A 17,449-nucleotide genomic window follows, 5' to 3' on the forward strand; every position below is an offset into this window, starting at 1 on the left:
GGGCGGGGCTTTGCCCTGGACCCCGAACGACCGGTACGGTGAGAATCGATTGGTGACAACCAGTTCGCCTGTGTCATCATCTGCACGCACCACCCGCGCATGCGCGAGGTGCGAAGGAGGCGTCGCCTAGTCCGGTCTATGGCGCCGCACTGCTAATGCGGTTTGGGTCTTAAAGCCCATCGAGGGTTCAAATCCCTCCGCCTCCGCCCCCTACCGAAGCCCCGGCCCCCAAGGCCGGGGCTTCGGCCGTTCCCGGGCTCTCTGCACGGTTCGGTTCTCCCGCATCCTTTCCGCGGCTCGGCCGCTTCCGGAACCCTTCCGCGGTTCAGCCGTTCCCGGACTCCTTCCGCGGCTCGGCCGCTTCCGGACTCCTTCCGCGAGCTCCTTTCGGGACTCGACGGCAATCCGATGTGACCCCGGTCTCTTTCCCCGCCTTTTCGCCCCCCGAGCCCCCGGCGCACCCCCTCGCCCGCCGCCCCGCCCTCGGCTCCCACCCTGACGTTTCCGCAGGTCAGAGGGGGTGGGGGGAATGGATTTCACATGACGGCGGGACTCATGTAATGTTCTTCCTGTCGCCGGGACAGCGGGCCGAAAGGGCCGGGGAACGGAGACAAGAACTAAAAACAAGCACTCGTAGCTTAACGGATAGAGCATCTGACTACGGATCAGAAGGTTGCAGGTTCGAATCCTGCCGAGTGCACACAGACAAGAGGCCCGGACGAGAGTCCGGGCCTCTTGCGTTGTCGGGGGCGGGAGTTGGGGGAGGGGCGCGGTGGGCGCTCTCCGGGGAGAGCGCCCGGCCCGGGGGTGGGGTCAGGCCGTGGCCCTGGTGGGGGCGGCGGGGGTGCGGAGGATGTGGCGGCGGCGGGTGGGGATGCCGAGCTTGGGATTGGCGACGCCCCAGACGGCGCCCTTGCAGATGAGTTCCTTGTAGCGGGCGGCGAGTCGGCCGGTGAGGGCGGCGTTGACCGAGCGGTCGTCGGCGGTGACGTACTGGATGAGGCCTTCCCTGCGGCCCAGTGAGACGCACTGGTTGAAGTAGCGCGGGGCCGTCTTGGGGAGCTTGCCGCCGGTCAGGCGGGCGGCGATGGCGTCGGCGGCCTGCCAGGCCATGGGGGCGCCCGAGGCGCAGGACATCCGCAGGGGCTTGTCGCCGGGGCCCATGGCCAGGGCCGCGTCGCCGACGGCGTACACGTCCGGGTGCGAGACCGAGCGCATCGTCGCGTCGACCACGATCCGGCCGCTGTCGGTGACCTCCAGGGTGGTGGCCCGTGCGATCGGGTGCACCGCGAAGCCGGTGGTCCAGACGGTGACGGCGGCCGGGATCGCGCCGCCGTCGGCCGTGGTGATGCGGTCCGCCTCGACGGCCGTCACGGCCGTGTGCTCGTGCGTGGTGATGCCGAGGCCCTTGAAGACCTTCCGTACGTGCTCGCGGCCCTTGGGCGAGAGCCAGTCGCCGAGGCCGCCGCGGGCGGCGAGGGCGACGTCGAGGTCGGGGCGGGCCTCGGCGATCTCCGTCGCGGCCTCCAGGCCGGTGAGGCCGCCGCCGACCACGACCACGGACCGCCCGGCCTCCAGGCCGGCGAGCCGCTCGCGCAGCCGGAGCGCTCCGGGGCGGCTGGAGATCTCGTGGGCGTGCTCGGCGGTGCCGGGGACGCCCTGGGGGTCCCAGCCGCTGCCGAGGGCGTAGACGAGGGTGTCGTACTCCAGTTCCTCGGTCGCTCCGGTGCCGTTCGCGGTGACCGTGACCGTCCTGCGCTCCGCGTCCACGGCGGTCACCCGCGCGAGCTTCAGCTCGACGCCGGTGTCCGCGAACATCTCGCCGAACGGGCGGGGCGTGAGCTTCTGGCCGACCGCCAGCTGGTGCAGCCGGACCCGCTCGACGAAGTCGGGCTCGGCGTTGACGAGGGTGATGGCGACGTCCTCGCGGTGGAGCTGCTTGGCGAGGCGTCCGGCGGCGATGGCTCCGCTGTAGCCGGCCCCGAGGACGATGACGCGGTGCTGCTGCATGTTCCTGCTCCTGTCTCGGCGACGATCTCGCGCGGTTTCGACCCTTGAACCGGGCAGCCCGACGATTCCTGACAGGAGTGGGATGTGACCTGCATCACAGGGTGGTCTAGTAGGTGGCCCGCACCAGGGGAGCGCCGTGGTCCGTGGTCGACCAGTGCCTCGTCGCGCGGTCGAGCTTGTCCGGGTTGACCTGGCTGCGGCAGGCCGTGATGCCCTCCGCCGTGACCTCCAGGCACATGACGCCGATGACCCGGCCGTCGAGCACCGCCACGACGGCGGGGACGCCGTTGGCGGTCGAGGCGTACAGCTCGGGCGATCCGCCGACGAGGGCGCGCTTGGCGTTGCTCGGCTTGAACAGGCCCCGCAGGAACTTCGCCACCGCGACGGCGCCCTCGAACGCGCTGGCGCGCGCCGGGACCTTCCCGCCGCCGTCGCCGATCGCGACGGCGTCTCCCGTGAGGAGGCGTACGAGCGGTTCGGTCCGGCCGGTGGTGGCCGCCGCGAGGAACTCCTCGACGATCCGCCGGGCTTCGGCCTCGTCGATCTCCGTACGGGCCTTGCCGGCGGCGACGTGCTTCTTCGCGCGGTGGAAGATCTGCTGGCAGGCGCTCTCGGTGAGGTCGAGGATCTCGGCGATCTCCCGGTGCTGGTAGCCGAAGGCCTCCCGGAGCACGTACACCGCGCGCTCGTTGGGGGAGAGCCGCTCCATGACGGCGAGGACCGCGTACGAGACCGATTCGCGCTGCTCGGCGGTGTCGGCGGGGCCGAGCATCGGGTCGCCGGCGAGCAGGGGTTCGGGCAGCCACTGGCCCACGTAGGTCTCGCGGCGGGCGCGGGCCGAGGTGAGCTGGTTGAGGCACAGGTTGGTGAGGACCTTCGTCAGCCAGGCCTCGGGGACCTCGACGCGGTCGACGTCGGCGGCCTGCCAGCGCAGGAACGTGTCCTGCACGGCGTCCTCCGCCTCGCTCGCCGAACCGAGCAGGCGGTAGGCGATCGCCTCCAGGCGGGGCCTGGAGGCCTCGAACCGGTCCACGTCGTCCATGGTCAGAGGCATGGGTCGGATCTTAGTGCGGTGGGGTGCGGGGCGGCAGGGGCGTGTCCTCGTCCCCGGGAGGTTCCTGGGGGATCCCTGGGAGCCCTCCCATGAACCCTCCCCTTTTGGGTGAACCCGTCTGATTTGCATGTCAGTCGAATATGCCCTCGGCCTAGCTTGCGAGGCGGAGGTGATGATCGATGGACGCGATCGACATCGATGACCTGGTGCACGTCGCCACCGGAGCGCGGCTGCGGCGGCTGACCGCGCCGGACGGGACGCACTGGTTCCCGGTGGTGGACGTGGCGAAGCGGCTGGGGTACGCGGGGACGCGTGAGGCGCTGCGGACCGTGGCGCTGCCCGAGGAGTGCGTGGCGGCCGCGCGGGACCTCGGCGGGGGCGCGGGGCCCTCCGGCCGGCCCTCCGGGATCCGGGCGTCGGCCCGGATGGTGAGCCTGGAGGGGCTCGTCCAGCTCGTCGGCGCGTGCCGGAACCCGGAGGCCGGACCGTTCCGGGCATGGACGGCCGGGGTCGTGGCGGCGGTCCAGCGATACGGCGGGTACGGGCTCGAACCCTCGCCGGTGCACTCCGGGTACCTGCTGCCGCCGGAGCTCGTCGACGTCCTCGTACGGCTCGAGGGGCGGTTCGACGAGCGGGCCGCCGTGCGCACCGGACCCACCGAGTACGCGGAGCTGCTCCGCGAGACCCGGCGGAGCCTCTCCAGGGTCGCCGACTCCCTGGAGCGGCTCGCCGTGCCCCGCCAGCGCACCGGCGCCGCCGTCGCGCTCAGCCCGCAGGAGCTCGTCGAGTCCTGGGCCATCACCGGGGACATGCGCACGGTCGCCTCCTGCCTGGCGCCCGCGCTCGTACGGGGCGGGGTGCGCTACCGGACCCAGGACGTCACCCGCCGCACCGGCCTCTCCCGCGAACGCGTCCGCGACTGCGTCCGGCTCCTCCTCGAACGCGGCTGCATGCGCGAGGTGGGCAGACCGGCTCCGGACGGCACCCGCATCTACGTGCTGCCCTGAGCGGCCCGTTCCACCGCCACCACCTGGTACGCGTCCTCGTACACGATCCGGCCCGGATCCGCCGAATCCAGGCGCACGCAGGGCACGCCGTGGTCCCGCAGGATGCGCAGGTACGGCGCGACCCGGGCCAGCGCCTCGGTCGCCGTCGGCCGGAACCAGGCGGCGGCCCCCGGGTTCACCGCCGGGTCGTAGACCGTCGGGTCCACCGCCGCCGGATTCGGGAAGTGCGCGTCGTACCAGTCGTTCGAGGCGCGCCAGACCGCGTACTCGTCGGCGGAGAGCCGGCCTTCGCGGGCCAGCGCGTTCGCGAGGCCGAAGACGCCGGGACGGTGGCCCCGCGGGCTTCTGGTCGGGGACTGGAAGCGGATGTGGCGGAGACTGGACATCCAGGGAGCTTAAGAGGGTGGGCGGCGTGGAGTGGTGGTGTCAGGGGATCAGTTGGGGCGGTGGGGTGCCCGGGCTGCGGTGGCGGGGTGGGCGCGTCAGCGCGCTCGCGTACGGGCAGCGGCTGGCCTTTCGGGCCGTCGGGGTCCGGCGGTGTCCGGGGGCCCGGGGGAACCCCTGTCCGCTGGAGGCCGCCGTGTCCGGGCGGGCCACCGGGGGGCGGTGTCCGGAGTGTGCGCGGCTGGACCGGGCGCACTCGGTCGCGGCCGACACGATCGCGGACGACCCGCAGCCGTACCGGGTCTACCTGGCGTGGTTCGGGCCCGGGATGACCAAGGTGGGGATCACTGCCGAGGCCCGGGGCGAGGCCCGGCTCCTGGAGCAGGGGGCCGTCGCGTTCAGCTGGCTCGGCAGGGGTCCGCTGATGGCCGCCCGGCGCACGGAGGAGGTCCTGCGGCAGGCCCTCGGCGTGCCCGACCGGGTGGCGTACGAGCGGAAGAGGGCCGCCCGGCACGCCCTGCCGCCCGCCGCGGACCGGGCCCGCGAGGTCGAGGAGCTGTACCGGCGGGCGCGGGAGGTCGGCGGCTGGACGGAGACCCTGGAGCCGCTGGAGTTCGCCGCGCGTGACCATGCGGGGGCGTTCCACCTCGACGGACTGCCGCGCCTCGACGGCACGGTCGCCGAGCTCGTCGACGGCGGTGTCGTCACGGGGCGGCTGCTCGCCGCCGCCGGTCCCGACCTGCACCTCCTCGCCCCCGACGGGCGCTGCCTCGTCCTCGACACCCGGCTCATGGGCGGCTGGATCCTCGCGGCGGCGGGGGAGGGGGACGGCTTCTCCGTGCCGGTGACGGCGGTGCCTCCGTCCGTGGCCGAGAGCGCCCAGGAGGGGCTCTTCTGAGCCCGGATCCTTCTTCGTAAAGTCTTGGATCCCTTTGCCCGGGCGCCGTGGACATCCCGCCGTCACCCCGGCGAGGGTGATCACATGACCCAGAAGCTGGTGGCGGGCCTCGAACCGCCCTACTACACCGCTGTGTTCACCTCCGTCCGTCCCGACGCCCCCGAGGGCTACGCCGACACCGCCGCCCGGATGCAGGAGATCGTCCGGGAGATCCCCGGCTTCCTCGGCTACGAGTCCGCCCGCACCCCCGGCGGCATCGGCATCACCGTCGCCTACTTCCGCGACCTGGAGTCCCTCGACGCCTGGCGCCTGCACACCGAGCACCAGGCGGCCAAGGCGTACGGGCGGGAGCACTGGTACGACAGCTACAGCGTCCACATCGGCAAGGTCGAGCGGAGCTACGGCTTTGAGCGTGAGTGAGACGGAAGTCGCGAGCGGGACGGAAGCGCTGATCGCGCGGCTTGGCATCCCCGGGCTCGTCGACGTGCACACGCACTTCATGCCGCAGAACGTCCTCGACAAGGTCTGGGCGTACTTCGACGCCGTCGGGCCCCTGACCGGCGTGGAGTGGCCCATCACCTACCGCGAGGAGGAGGAGCGCCGGCTCGCCCTCCTGCGCGGGTTCGGCGCGGTCGCCTTCACCGCGATGCTCTACCCGCACAAGCCCGGCATGGCCGCGTGGCTGAACTCCTGGGCCGCCGACTTCGCCGCCCGTACGCCCGACTGCCTGCACACCGCGACCCTCTTCCCCGAGCCGGGCGTCGACGCGTACGTCCACCAGGCGCTCGACGCCGGCGCCCGGGTCTTCAAGGTGCACCTCCAGGTCGGCGGCTTCGACCCGAACGACAGCGCGCTCGACGCCGCCTGGGGCGCCCTGGCCGACAGCGGTACCCCCGTCGTCGTGCACTGCGGTTCCGGGCCCAGCCCGGGGAACTTCACGGGCCCCGGTCCCATGGAGCGGCTGCTCGACCGCCACCCCCGGCTGCGGGCGATCATCGCCCACATGGGGATGCCCGAGTACAGCGACTTCCTCGACCTGGCCCAGCGGCACGAGGGCGTCCACCTCGACACCACCATGGCCTTCACCGACTTCAGCGAGCGGATGGCGCCCTTCCCCGAGGGCGAGCGCAAGCGGCTCCTGGACCTCGGTGACCGGATCCTGCTCGGCTCGGACTTCCCCAACATCCCGTATTCGTACGGCCATCAACTCGACGCCCTCGAACGGCTCGGGCTCGGGGACGACTGGCTCCGGCGGGTCCTCTACGAGAACGGAGCCGCGTTGTTTCACGTGAAACGGTGAGCTGCGTCGTTTCACGCGAGCCGCGTCGTTTCACGTGAAACGTGAAGCAGCGAGCGGCCGGTCCCGCGAAGGCCTTTCTCAGGGAATTCACAGGAAAGGGAAAGAGGCCTCTCAGCGGCGGCCGACACCGTGGTGCCATGACCGTCACCACACGCCGCACCGGCACCCGCGCCGACATGCTCCGCGCCGACGGAACCGCCGTCCGGGTCCTCGTCGTCGACGACGAGGCCTCGCTCGCCGAGCTGCTCTCCATGGCCCTGCGCTACGAGGGCTGGCAGGTCCGCAGCGCCGGGGACGGAGCCGCCGCGCTCCGCTCCGCGCGAGAGTTCCGGCCCGACGCCGTCATCCTCGACGTCATGCTGCCGGACGCCGACGGACTGAGCCTGCTCGGCTCGATCCGACGCGAGCTGCCCGACGTGCCCGTGCTGTTCCTGACGGCGAAGGACGCCGTCGAGGACCGCATCGCCGGACTCACCGCCGGCGGCGACGACTACGTCACCAAGCCCTTCAGCCTGGAGGAGGTCGTCGCCCGGCTGCGCGGCCTCATCCGCAGGTCCGGGGCCGCGCAGACGCGCAGCGAGTCCCTGCTCGCCGTGGGGGACCTGACCCTCGACGAGGACAGCCACGAGGTCACCCGGGGCGGTGACTCCATCCACCTCACCGCGACCGAGTTCGAGCTGCTGCGCTACCTCATGCGCAATCCGCGCCGGGTGCTCAGCAAGGCGCAGATCCTCGACCGGGTCTGGTCGTACGACTTCGGCGGCCAGGCCAACGTCGTCGAGCTCTACATCTCCTATCTGCGCCGGAAGATCGACGCGGGCCGCTCGCCGATGATCCACACCCGGCGCGGGGCGGGCTATCTGATCAAGCCCGGGGAGTAGTTCCCGTGCGCGTACGGCGGGGGCGGCCGTGGTCGCTGCGGACGCGGCTCGTCGTCTCGGCGGTCGCGCTGATCGCGGTCGTCGCGACCGTGATCGGCACGGTGACGACGATCGCGTTCCGCTCGTACCTGTACGACCAGGCCGACGAGCAGGTCCGAGCCGTCGCGAAGCGGGCCGCCGGGCCGCCGGTCGCCCTGCCCGTGCCCGGGCCGGTGCGGGACAGGGATCCGCTCGACTTCCTCATCGGGCCGGGGACACCGAACGGCACGCTCGGCGCCGTCCTCACGGACGACGGCGTCTCCTCCGCCGGATACCAGGTGGAGGTCGACGACAACGGCGTGCACAGCGCGTATTTCCGAACCAAGGGGCTCGACGCGGCACAGCTGGCCGCCCTCGCCGCCGTCCCCCGCGACAGCCGGCCGCACACCGTCGACCTGCCCGGCGGGCTCGGCTCGTACCGGGTCGAGTACGCCACCGGGGCCAAGGGCGCGTTCCTCGTCGGCCTCCCGCTCGCCGAGGTCGAGGACGCCCTCTCCACCCTCGTCCTCGTCGAGCTGAGCGTCACCGGCGCCGGGCTCGTCGCGGCCTCGCTCGCCGGGACCGTGCTCGTCCGGATCGCCCTCCGGCCGCTGCGAAGGGTCGCCATCACCGCCCGCCAGGTCGCCCGTCTCCCGCTGCACAGCGGGGAGGTGGCGCTCCATCAGCGCGTCCCGGAGGCCGAGGCCGACCCGCGCACCGAGGTCGGCCAGGTCGGCGCCGCCCTCAACCGGATGCTCGACCACGTCCACTCGGCCCTCGACGCCCGCCAGCAGAGCGAGACCCGGGTACGGCAGTTCGTCGCCGACGCCAGCCACGAGCTGCGCACCCCGCTCGCCTCGATCCGGGGATACGCCGAACTCACCCGACGCGGCCACGAGGAGTGCGGCCCCGACACCCGGCACGCCCTCGGCCGGATCGAGTCCGAGGCGACCCGGATGACGGGCCTGGTCGAGGACCTCCTGCTGCTCGCCCGGCTCGACGCCGGCCGGCCCCTCTCGTACGGGACCACCGAGCTCGTCCCGCTCGTCGTGGACGCCGTCAGCGACGCCCGCGCCGCCGGGCCCGAGCACCACTGGCGCCTCGAACTGCCCACGGACAGCGCGCTCGTGCGGGCCGACGGCGCCCGGCTCCAGCAGGTCCTGGTCAACCTCCTCGCCAACGCCCGCACCCACACCCCGCCCGGCACCAAGGTCACCGCACGCGTCCGCACGGACGTCCCGGCCGTGTTCGTCGACGTCGAGGACGACGGTCCCGGCATCCCGCCCGAGCTGCTTCCCGTCGTCTTCGAGCGCTTCGCGCGCGGCGACGCCTCCCGCTCCCGGCAGGCCGGCTCCACCGGCCTCGGCCTCGCCATCGTGCGTGCCGTCGTGCTCGCCCACGGCGGGGAGGTGAGCGTCGAGAGCGCTCCCGGACGGACCGTCTTCACCGTCCGGCTCCCCAGGAAGCAGGCCCGACAGCAGGACTCACAGGCAGGCCACAGGCTCATCACACAGCCGTGACAGCGGGGCCCGGGAGGGTCCCTGCCATGCGAACCCACACCATCGGGGAAGCCCTCCCCGCCCGGGAGCACCTGCCGGTGAGCGCGGCCGGGCGGCCCGTCCTGGACGTGGTGATCCCCGTCTACAACGAGGAGAAGGACCTGGAGCCGTGCGTCCGCCGGCTCCACGAACACCTCCTGCGGACCTTCCCGTACGGCTTCCGCATCACCGTCGCCGACAACGCCTCCACCGACACGACCCCCGACGTCGCCGCCGCCCTCGCCGCCGAGGTGCCCGAGGTGCGTTCCGTACGGCTCGAACAGAAGGGCCGCGGCCGGGCGCTGCGGACCGTGTGGTCGGCCTCGGACGCGCCCGTCCTCGCCTATATGGACGTGGACCTGTCCACCGACCTCAACGCGCTGCTGCCGCTGGTCGCGCCGCTCATCTCCGGCCACTCGGACCTGGCGATCGGCTCCCGGCTCGCCCGCTCCTCGCGGGTGGTGCGCGGGCCGAAGCGGGAGTTCATCTCGCGTGCCTACAACCTGATCCTGCGCTCCTCGCTGGCCGCCCGGTTCTCCGACGCGCAGTGCGGCTTCAAGGCCATACGGCGAGAGGTCGCCGAGCGGCTCCTGCCGATGGTGGAGGACACCGGCTGGTTCTTCGACACCGAGATGCTGGTCCTCGCCGAGCGGGCCGGGCTCCGCATCCACGAGGTGCCGGTCGACTGGGTCGACGACCCCGACTCGACCGTCCACATCGTGAGGACCGCCACCGACGACCTGAAGGGCGTGTGGCGGGTGGGGCGGGCCCTCACGACCGGTTCGCTGCCCCTCGACCGGCTCGCCCGGCCCTTCGGCGACGACCCCCGGGACCGCGAGCTGAACGGCGTACCCGGCGGCCTCGCCCGCCAGCTCGTCGGCTTCTGCGTGGTCGGGGTCCTGTCCACGCTCTTCTACCTGGCGCTGTACTCGGCCTTCCGCCTCGGAGCCGGCCCGCAGCTCGCCAACGCCGCCGCCCTCCTCGTCTCCGCCGTCGCCAACACGGCGGCCAACCGGCGCCTCACCTTCGGCGTGCGGGGCCGGGACCGGGCCGTCCGCCACCAGGCGCAGGGGCTCGTGGTCTTCGCCATCGGACTGGCCCTGACCAGCGGCTCGCTCGCCGCCCTCGGCGCGGCGAGCGGCGACCCGGCGCACTCCACCGAGCTCGCCGTCCTGATCGTCGCCAACCTCGCCGCGACCGTCCTGCGCTTCCTCCTCTTCCGCCTCTGGGTCTTCCCGGACCGCGCCCCAGCAAGGAACGAACGATGACCACCCTCCCCACCGCCGTCCCCGCGGCACCCCGCACCGGCCGGCTCGCCCGGCTCTGGCGCGGGCGCGCCGAGGACGCCCGCTGGGTGCGGCCCGCCTTCCTCGGCCTGCTCGCCGCCACCACGCTGCTCTACCTGTGGAACCTGAGCGCCTCCGGCTACGCCAACTCCTTCTACTCCGCCGCCGTCCAGGCGGGCGGCGAGAGCTGGAAGGCCTTCTTCTTCGGCTCCCTCGACGCGGCCGACGTCATCACCGTCGACAAGCCGCCGGCCGCCCTCTGGCCGATGGCCCTCTCCGTCCGCCTCTTCGGGCTCGGCTCCTGGCAGATCCTCGTGCCCGAGGTGCTCATGGGCGTGGGCACGGTCGCCGTGCTGTACGCGGCCGTCCGGCGCCGGTTCGGCGCGGGCGCGGGCCTCGTCGCGGGCGTGGTCCTCGCGCTGACGCCGGTCGCCGCGCTGATGTTCCGCTTCAACAACCCGGACGCGCTGCTCGCGCTGCTCATGACGGTCGCGGTGTACTGCGTGCTCCGCGCCCTGGAGTCGGACGAGGGCGCCGCGAAGTGGCTGGTGCGGGCAGGGGTGGCCTTCGGTCTCGCGTTCCTCGCGAAGACCCTCCAGGCCTTCCTGATCCTTCCGCCGCTCGCCCTCGGGTACGTGGTGTGCGCCCCGGGCGGCTTCGTGCGGCGGCTCGGCCGGCTCGCGCTCGGCGGGCTCGCGATGCTCGTCTCGGCGGGCTGGTGGGTGGCCGTGGTCGAGCTGTGGCCGGCGTCCTCCCGTCCGTACGTCGGAGGCTCGCAGAACAACAGCTTCCTGGAGCTGACCTTCGGCTACAACGGCCTCGGCCGCATCAACGGCAACGAGGTCGGGAGCGTCGGCGGCGGGGGCCGGGGCGGCCCGGGCGGGACGACCGTGGACCTGCCGGCCGGCATGGAGCTGCCCGCGCGCGGTGGCGGCTGGGGCGAGACCGGCATCGGCCGGATGTTCGACGACGCGGTGGGCGGCCAGATCTCCTGGCTGCTGCCGGCCGCGCTGATCCTGCTCGTCGCCGGACTCGTCGTCACCTGGCGGGCGCCCCGTACGGACACGGCCCGTTCCGCGTTCCTGGTGTGGGGCGGGGCGCTGCTCATGACGCTGGCCGTGTTCAGCTTCATGGCCGGCATCTTCCACGAGTACTACACGGTGGCCCTGGCCCCGTACCTCGCGGCGCTGATCGGCATGGGCGCGGCCGTGCTGTGGGAGGAGCGCACGCGGCTCCTCGCCTCCGCGACCCTCGCGGTGGCCGTCGCGGTGACGGCCTGGTGGGGCTGGACGCTGCTCGGCCGTACGCCGGACTGGCTGCCGTGGCTCCGCTGGACGGTCCTGGTCGCGGGCGCGGCCGCCGCGCTCGGGCTGCCGCTCGCGGGCCGGGTCGACCGGCGCCTCGGGCTCGGGCTGGCGGGCCTCGGGCTGCTCGCGGGACTCGCGGGGCCGTTCGCGTACACCCTGGCGACGGTGAACTCCGGCCACCGGGGCTCGATCGTGACGGCGGGCCCGGCGGGCGGCGGCATGGGCGGCCGGGGGCCGATGAACGGCCGGTCGTTCCGCTACGGTCCGGGGCCGGGCGGTCAGATGCCCGGTGGTCAGATGCCCGGCGGTCAGGGCGGTCAGATGCCGGGCGGCCAGGCGCCGGGCGGCCAGGGTGGTCAGCTGCCCGGTGGCCAGGGCCAGGGGCGCGGTATGCCCGGTGGCCTCCCGCCTCAGGGAACGACCCGAGGCGAAGGCCGCGGTGGCATGGGCGGCCTCCTCAACGGCACCGACGTCAGCGCGAAGGCGAAGGCCGCCCTCCTCGCCGACGCCGACGCGTACACCTGGGTCGCGGCCACGGTCGGCGCGCAGAACGCCGCCGGCTACCAGCTCGCCACGGAGAAGCCGGTCATGGCGATCGGCGGCTTCAACGGCAGCGACCCGGCCCCGACGCTCGCGCAGTTCAAGCGGTACGTCGCCGAGGGCAGGATCCACTACTTCATCGAGGCCGGCGGAGGCTTCGGCGGCGGCGGCTCCGCCCTCTCCACCTGGGTCGCGGCGACCTTCGAGAAGGTCACGGTCGACGGTGCCGCCTTCTACGACCTGACCGCGAAGAAGTAAATCCCTATACAGCGTAAGAGAGCTCTTGTACGGTGTACGAGCCTTGGTCTCGTACACCGTATAGGAGCGTCTCGTGACAGATACCGGCCGCCATCCACAGCGCTGGCTGATCCTCGGCGTCATCTGCCTCGCCCAGCTCACCGTGCTGCTCGACAACACCGTCCTCAGCGTCGCGATCCCCTCGCTGACCTCCGAGCTCCACGCCTCCACCACCGACATCCAGTGGATGATCAACGCGTACTCGCTCGTCCAGTCCGGCCTGCTGCTCACCGCCGGAAACGCCGCCGACCGCTACGGCCGCAAGAAGCTCCTCGCCGCCGGCCTCGTGCTCTTCGGCCTCGGCTCGCTCGCCGCCGGACTCGCCGGCTCCACCGCGCAGCTGATCGCCGCCCGCGCGGGCATGGGCGTCGGCGGCGCGCTCCTGATGACGACCACCCTCGCCGTCGTGATGCAGATCTTCGACGACGCGGAGCGGGTCAAGGCCATCGCGCTCTGGTCCACGGTCGCCTCGCTCGGCTTCGCCGGCGGCCCGCTGATCGGCGGCGTCATCCTCGACCACTTCTGGTGGGGAATGATCTTCCTGATCAACATCCCGGTCGCGGCCCTCGCCCTCGTCGCCGTCCTCAAGCTCGTCCCCGAGTCCAGGAACCCCCAGGGCGAGCGCCCCGACCTGCTCGGCGCACTGCTCTCCACCATCGGCATGACCGCCGTCGTGTACGCGATCATCAGCGGCCCCGCGCACGGCTGGCTCTCCGCGCAGGTCCTGGTCCCGGCCGCGATCGGTGCCGTCGCCCTCGGCGCCTTCGCGCGGTGGGAGCTGCACACCCCGTACCCGATGCTCGACATGCACTTCTTCCGGAACCAGAAGTTCATCGGTGCCATCGGCGGCTCGATCCTGGTCGTCTTCGGCATGGGCGGCTCGCTCTTCCTGCTCACCCAGCACCTGCAGTTCGTCCTCGGCTACGGGCCGCTCGAAGCCGGTCTCCGGATGGCGCCGCTCGCCCTGACGATCGTCGGCCTCAACCTGACCGGCGTCGGCCCGCGGATCGTCATGAAGCTCGGCACCCCGCCCACCGTCGTCCTCGGCATGACGCTGGTGGCCGCCGGCCTCACCTCGATCGCGCTGCTCGGCGGCGGCACGGACGGCGGCTACGGGGGCATGCTGCTCGGCCTGGTCCTGATGGGCGTCGGCATCGCCGTCTCCTCCCCGGCCATGGCCAACGCGGTGATGAGCGCGATCCCGCCGGAGAAGGCGGGCGTGGGCGCCGGGATCAACGGCACCCTGGCCGAGTTCGGCAACGGCCTGGGCGTAGCCGTCCTCGGGGCCGTGCTCAACGCCCGCTTCGCCGCCCTCGTCGCCGTCACCGCGAGCTCCCTCCCCGCCGCCCTGGCCGCCGCCGGCGGTGAGGCCGAGCGCCGGCAGATCTCGGACGCCTTCGCCTCCGGCCTCCAGACCAGCCAGCTCGTCGGCGCGATCGCCGTCTTCGCCGGCGGGCTCCTCGCGGCGGCCCTGCTCAAGCGGGCCGAGCGCGCGGAGCGGGCCGCGACCCCCGGACAGCCGGTCGCTGCCTAGCATGGTGACGGACCGCTGACAGACGGAGGAACGCGATGGTCAAGGCAGCCGATCGGGCCAAGGACCCGGCGCGTTCCAGCGTCTGGCTGGAGCAGAAGACCACCCGCAGCGGCGGCGGCCCGGCCGGGCTCGACCGGGACCGGATCGTCGCCGCCTCGATCCGGATGCTCGACGAGGAGGGCCTCGCCAAGCTGTCGATGCGCAAGCTCGCGACCGAGCTGAACGTCACCGCGATGTCCCTCTACTGGTACGTGGACACCAAGGACGACATCCTCGAATACGCCATGGACGAGGTGTACGGGGAGATCGACCTCGCGGCGGTCGACGCCGCCGGGGACTGGCGGGACCGCATCCGGCTGCTCGCCCAGGACTACCGGCGGATGCTGGTCCGCCACGCGTGGATGTCGCCGAGCGCCGGCCAGTACCTGAACATCGGCCCGAACGCGATCGCCGTCGGCCAGAAGATCCACGACACGGTCGCGGAGACCGGCATCTCGCTCGACCGCCGGCCGGGCGCGATGTCGGCGGTCTTCCAGTTCGTGTACGGCTACGGGACGATCGAGTCCCAGTTCGGCCGGCGTGCGGCGGAGGCCGGCAAGTCGCAGGACGAGTTCTACGTGGAGTCGGTGAACGCCTTCCGGGACGACCCGGGCCTCGCGGAGCGGATCGAGGGCCTCCAGGAGCTCCTCGACGAGCGGACCTCGCACGAGGACCTCAGCGTCATCTGGGACCGCGACTTCGGCTACGCCCTGGACGTCCTGATCGCCGGCATCGAGGTCATGGTCGCGCGCGAGGCCGCACAGGGCACGGAGAAATGACGGAGCGGCGGGCCGTCCCCTGCCCGCCGCTCCGTACCGGACCCGGCCGCGCCTCCGCTCGAAGCGCGGCCGGGAGCTCTTCTACCGGGACTCCGCCTTCGTCGCGTTGCTCTTCAGCGCGACTTCCTTGATGAACAGCGTCACGAGGAAGGCGAGCAGCGCGAACGGCGCCGAGTAGAGGAAGACGTCGCCGACACCGTGTCCGTACGCGCTCTCCATGACCGTGCGGATCGGGGCGGGCAGCTTGTCCATGTCGGGGATGCCGCCGCCCGAACCGCCCTGGCCGAGGGCGGCAGCGGCCTTCGGGCCGAGCTCGGTCAGGCCGTCCTTGACGTAGTCCGTGACCCGGTGGGCCATGACCGCGCCGAGCGCCGAGACACCCATCGCACCGCCCAGGGAGCGGAAGAAGGTGACCACGGAGGAGGCGGCGCCGAGGTCGGCGGGGGCGACCTGGTTCTGGGTGCAGAGCACCAGGTTCTGCATCATCATGCCGAGGCCGAGGCCGAGGACCGCCATGAAGATCGCGATGTGCCAGTACTGCGTGTCGTAGCGGATCGTGCCGAGCAGGCCGAGGCCGCCGGCGGCGAGGGCGCCACCGCTGACCAGCCAGGCCTTCCAGCGGCCGGTCTTGGTGATGATCAGACCGGAGACGGTGGAGGAGACGAACAGGCCGCCGATCATCGGGATGGTGAGGACGCCGGACATCGTCGGCGACTCGTTCCGCGCCAGCTGGAAGTACTGGCTGAAGAAGACCGTGCCGGCGAACATCGCGACGCCCACGAAGAGCGAGGCGAGCGAGGCGAGGGTGATCGTCCGGTTGCGGAACAGGCGGAGCGGGATGATCGGCTCGCTCGCCTTGGACTCGACGAGGACGAAGACCGCGCCGAGGAGGACCGAGCCGCCGACCATGGCGGCCGTCTGCCAGGACATCCAGTCGTACTTGTCGCCCGCGAAGGTGACCCAGATGAGGAGCAGGGAGACGGCGGCGCTGATGAAGAAGGCGCCGGCCCAGTCGACCTTGACCTCGCGCTTCACGACGGGGAGGTTCAGGGTCTTCTGCAGGACGATCAGCGCGATGATCGCGAACGGCACGCCGACGTAGAAGCACCAGCGCCAGCCGAGCCAGTCGGTGTCGGTGATGACGCCGCCGAGCAGCGGGCCGCCGACGGTGGCGACGGCGAAGGTCGCGCCGAGGTAGCCGCTGTACCGGCCGCGCTCACGCGGGGCGATCATCGCGGCCAGGATGATCTGGGAGAGGGCGGTCAGACCGCCGACGCCGATGCCCTGGACGACACGGCAGGTGATGAGCATGCCGGTGCTCTGCGAGAGGCCGGCGACGACCGAGCCCGTGACGTAGACGATCAGGGCTATCTGGACGAGCAGCTTCTTGGAGAAGAGGTCGGCGAGCTTGCCCCAGAGCGGGGTGGTCGCGGTCATCGCCAGGAGGGAGGCGGTCACCACCCAGGTGTAGGCGGACTGGCCGCCGTCCAGGTCGGTGATGATCTGGGGGAGGGCGTTGGAGACGATCGTCGAGGACAGGATGGCGACGAACATGCCGAGCAGCAGCCCGGACAGCGCCTCCATGATCTGCCGGTGGGTCATCGGTGCGGTGTCGCCGCCGCCGGTACCGGTGACGCCGTCCCGCGCACCGGTGTCGGGCGTGGTCGTAGCCATGAACTTCCTTTTTTCTCAAGCGTGGTGGGCCTGGGCCCGGCAGTCCCCGAAGGATTCTCGGAGGCGGACCAGCAGGTGGGTGAGGAGTTCGACGTCGTCGTCGGACCACTCCGAGAGGTGGCGGGAGAAGGCCTCGGTCACCCGGCGGTCGAGCTCGCCGAGCATCGCGTGGCCCGGTTCCGTGAGCCGCAGGATGCGGGAGCGCTTGTCGTCCGGGTCGGGCAGGCGCTCGATCCAGCCGTGTTCGACCGTGTGGGCCACATGGCGGCTGCACACGGACATGTCGACGGCCATGAGTTCGGCGAGGCGGCTCATCCGCATGTCGCCGTGGTGCTTGACCAGGGCGAGCGTGGCCGCGGCGCCGCCCTGGCATTCGACGGGCAGGACACGGGCGAGTCCGCGCTTCACGGCTCCGATCGCACTCACCGACCGGGCGAGGTCCTCGTACCTGTTCCGTGTCGCCATCGGGCACCCCCGTCCATCTTGTTGCTTAGGGCAACCATAAAGATGGATGGTTGCTTCAGGCAAACTAAATCGGTCAAACGGCGCTAAAGAATCGGCAAAGGCAGGCGGGCGGGGGCGGGGCTTGGGCCCCCCACCCCGACTTCGCTAGGGTCCTGGCCCATGGCACACAACCCCCAAGCACCGTACGGCCAGGGACAGCCCCCGCAGGGCCCCGAGGGTTACGACCCCGCCGGCAGCACCCAGATGTTCCGCGCCTTCGTCGACGAGGGCGCCCCGCAGCAGCGACAGCAGCAGGTCGCGACCTCGTCGGGCGGCCCGAAGGTCGGCGTGATCGTCGGCGTCGTCGCGGTGATCGTCGTCCTGGCGGCCGTCGCCTGGCTGGCGCTGGGCTGACCGCTCCGTACCCATGGAGGAAGTGGGCCGGGTCCGCAGTGCGTG

At 72.2% G+C, this 17,449-nt stretch carries 16 protein-coding genes and 2 tRNA genes; 13 read left to right on the plus strand and 5 right to left on the minus strand.

The genetic code is table 11. The annotated features are described in order from the left end of the window. Nucleotides 1–115: 115 nt before the first annotated feature. Nucleotides 116–206 (plus strand) — tRNA-Ser (locus ACFYUS_RS16375). A 421-nt stretch (nt 207–627) separates the two neighbouring features. Further along, nucleotides 628–700: transfer RNA gene (locus tag ACFYUS_RS16380), tRNA-Arg, on the plus strand. 113 nt (nt 701–813) lie between these two features. Here ACFYUS_RS16380 and ACFYUS_RS16385 read toward each other — a convergent pair. Both ACFYUS_RS16385 and ACFYUS_RS16390 read right to left on the minus strand, forming a co-directional pair. After that, the gene (locus ACFYUS_RS16385) at nt 814–2,010 is read right to left on the minus strand and encodes an NAD(P)/FAD-dependent oxidoreductase (protein ID WP_388851463.1); all 1,197 of its coding nucleotides are present in this window, start codon (nt 2,008–2,010) and stop codon (nt 814–816) included. Nucleotides 2,011–2,116: 106 nt separating this feature from the next. Beyond that, nucleotides 2,117–3,064, minus strand: coding sequence for an RNA polymerase sigma-70 factor (locus tag ACFYUS_RS16390; protein WP_388851466.1), 948 nt, complete (start codon nt 3,062–3,064; stop codon nt 2,117–2,119). A gap of 179 nt (nt 3,065–3,243) precedes the next feature. Between ACFYUS_RS16390 and ACFYUS_RS16395 the strand changes: the two genes are divergently transcribed. Further along, entirely contained in the window at nt 3,244–4,071 is an 828-nt protein-coding gene (locus ACFYUS_RS16395; RefSeq protein ID WP_388851469.1) for a BRO family protein, read from the plus strand. On the opposite strand, the gene ACFYUS_RS16400 is transcribed toward ACFYUS_RS16395, so the two are convergent. Then, a complete protein-coding gene (locus ACFYUS_RS16400) occupies nt 4,056–4,457 on the minus strand; it encodes a hypothetical protein (RefSeq protein ID WP_388851472.1) in 402 nt (133 codons plus the stop codon). The genes ACFYUS_RS16395 and ACFYUS_RS16400 overlap by 16 nt on opposite strands. 26 nt (nt 4,458–4,483) lie before the next feature. Between ACFYUS_RS16400 and ACFYUS_RS16405 the strand changes: the two genes are divergently transcribed. The 9 genes from ACFYUS_RS16405 to ACFYUS_RS16445 all read left to right on the plus strand — a co-directional run bounded on the left by ACFYUS_RS16405 (nt 4,484) and on the right by ACFYUS_RS16445 (nt 14,872). Beyond that, nucleotides 4,484–5,353: a DUF2797 domain-containing protein gene (locus ACFYUS_RS16405; protein WP_388851475.1), complete on the plus strand. Its 870-nt coding sequence runs from the start codon at nt 4,484–4,486 to the stop codon at nt 5,351–5,353. Between the two features lie 84 nt (nt 5,354–5,437). Continuing rightward, nucleotides 5,438–5,773, plus strand: coding sequence for an antibiotic biosynthesis monooxygenase family protein (locus ACFYUS_RS16410; protein ID WP_388851478.1), 336 nt, complete (start codon nt 5,438–5,440; stop codon nt 5,771–5,773). Continuing rightward, the gene (locus ACFYUS_RS16415) at nt 5,766–6,653 is read left to right on the plus strand and encodes an amidohydrolase family protein (RefSeq protein WP_388851481.1); all 888 of its coding nucleotides are present in this window, start codon (nt 5,766–5,768) and stop codon (nt 6,651–6,653) included. Before ACFYUS_RS16410 ends, ACFYUS_RS16415 begins: the two co-directional genes overlap by 8 nt. Before the next feature lie 137 nt (nt 6,654–6,790). Beyond that, nucleotides 6,791–7,534, plus strand: a complete 744-nt coding sequence (locus ACFYUS_RS16420; RefSeq protein ID WP_388851484.1) for a response regulator transcription factor — start codon at nt 6,791–6,793, stop codon at nt 7,532–7,534. 5 nt (nt 7,535–7,539) lie between these two features. Continuing rightward, on the plus strand, nt 7,540–9,072 hold the full coding sequence (locus ACFYUS_RS16425) for a sensor histidine kinase (RefSeq protein WP_388851487.1): 1,533 nt from the start codon (nt 7,540–7,542) through the stop codon (nt 9,070–9,072). A 26-nt stretch (nt 9,073–9,098) separates the two neighbouring features. Next, nucleotides 9,099–10,358 carry a glycosyltransferase gene (locus ACFYUS_RS16430; protein WP_388851490.1) on the plus strand — a complete coding sequence of 420 codons (1,260 nt, stop codon included), beginning with the start codon at nt 9,099–9,101 and terminating at the stop codon, nt 10,356–10,358. Beyond that, the gene (locus ACFYUS_RS16435) at nt 10,355–12,481 is read left to right on the plus strand and encodes an ArnT family glycosyltransferase (protein ID WP_388851493.1); all 2,127 of its coding nucleotides are present in this window, start codon (nt 10,355–10,357) and stop codon (nt 12,479–12,481) included. Before ACFYUS_RS16430 ends, ACFYUS_RS16435 begins: the two co-directional genes overlap by 4 nt. A 73-nt stretch (nt 12,482–12,554) precedes the next feature. Then, complete coding sequence (locus ACFYUS_RS16440) at nt 12,555–14,054, plus strand: MFS transporter (protein WP_388851496.1); 1,500 nt, start codon at nt 12,555–12,557, stop codon at nt 14,052–14,054. A 35-nt stretch (nt 14,055–14,089) separates the two neighbouring features. Next, complete coding sequence (locus ACFYUS_RS16445) at nt 14,090–14,872, plus strand: TetR/AcrR family transcriptional regulator (protein ID WP_388851499.1); 783 nt, start codon at nt 14,090–14,092, stop codon at nt 14,870–14,872. An 81-nt stretch (nt 14,873–14,953) separates the two neighbouring features. On the opposite strand, the gene ACFYUS_RS16450 is transcribed toward ACFYUS_RS16445, so the two are convergent. Then, nucleotides 14,954–16,546 (minus strand): MDR family MFS transporter, encoded by a 1,593-nt coding sequence (locus ACFYUS_RS16450; protein WP_388851502.1) that lies wholly within the window; start codon nt 16,544–16,546, stop codon nt 14,954–14,956. Nucleotides 16,547–16,561: 15 nt separating this feature from the next. After that, nucleotides 16,562–17,011 (minus strand): MarR family winged helix-turn-helix transcriptional regulator, encoded by a 450-nt coding sequence (locus ACFYUS_RS16455; RefSeq protein ID WP_388851505.1) that lies wholly within the window; start codon nt 17,009–17,011, stop codon nt 16,562–16,564. A 159-nt stretch (nt 17,012–17,170) separates the two neighbouring features. On the opposite strand from ACFYUS_RS16455, the gene ACFYUS_RS16460 reads away from it, so the two are divergent. Further along, the gene (locus tag ACFYUS_RS16460) at nt 17,171–17,404 is read left to right on the plus strand and encodes a hypothetical protein (protein WP_388851508.1); all 234 of its coding nucleotides are present in this window, start codon (nt 17,171–17,173) and stop codon (nt 17,402–17,404) included. Nucleotides 17,405–17,449 lie beyond the last annotated feature (45 nt).

This window comes from Streptomyces sp. NPDC004284, assembly GCF_042874035.1.
GTDB lineage: Bacteria > Actinomycetota > Actinomycetes > Streptomycetales > Streptomycetaceae > Streptomyces.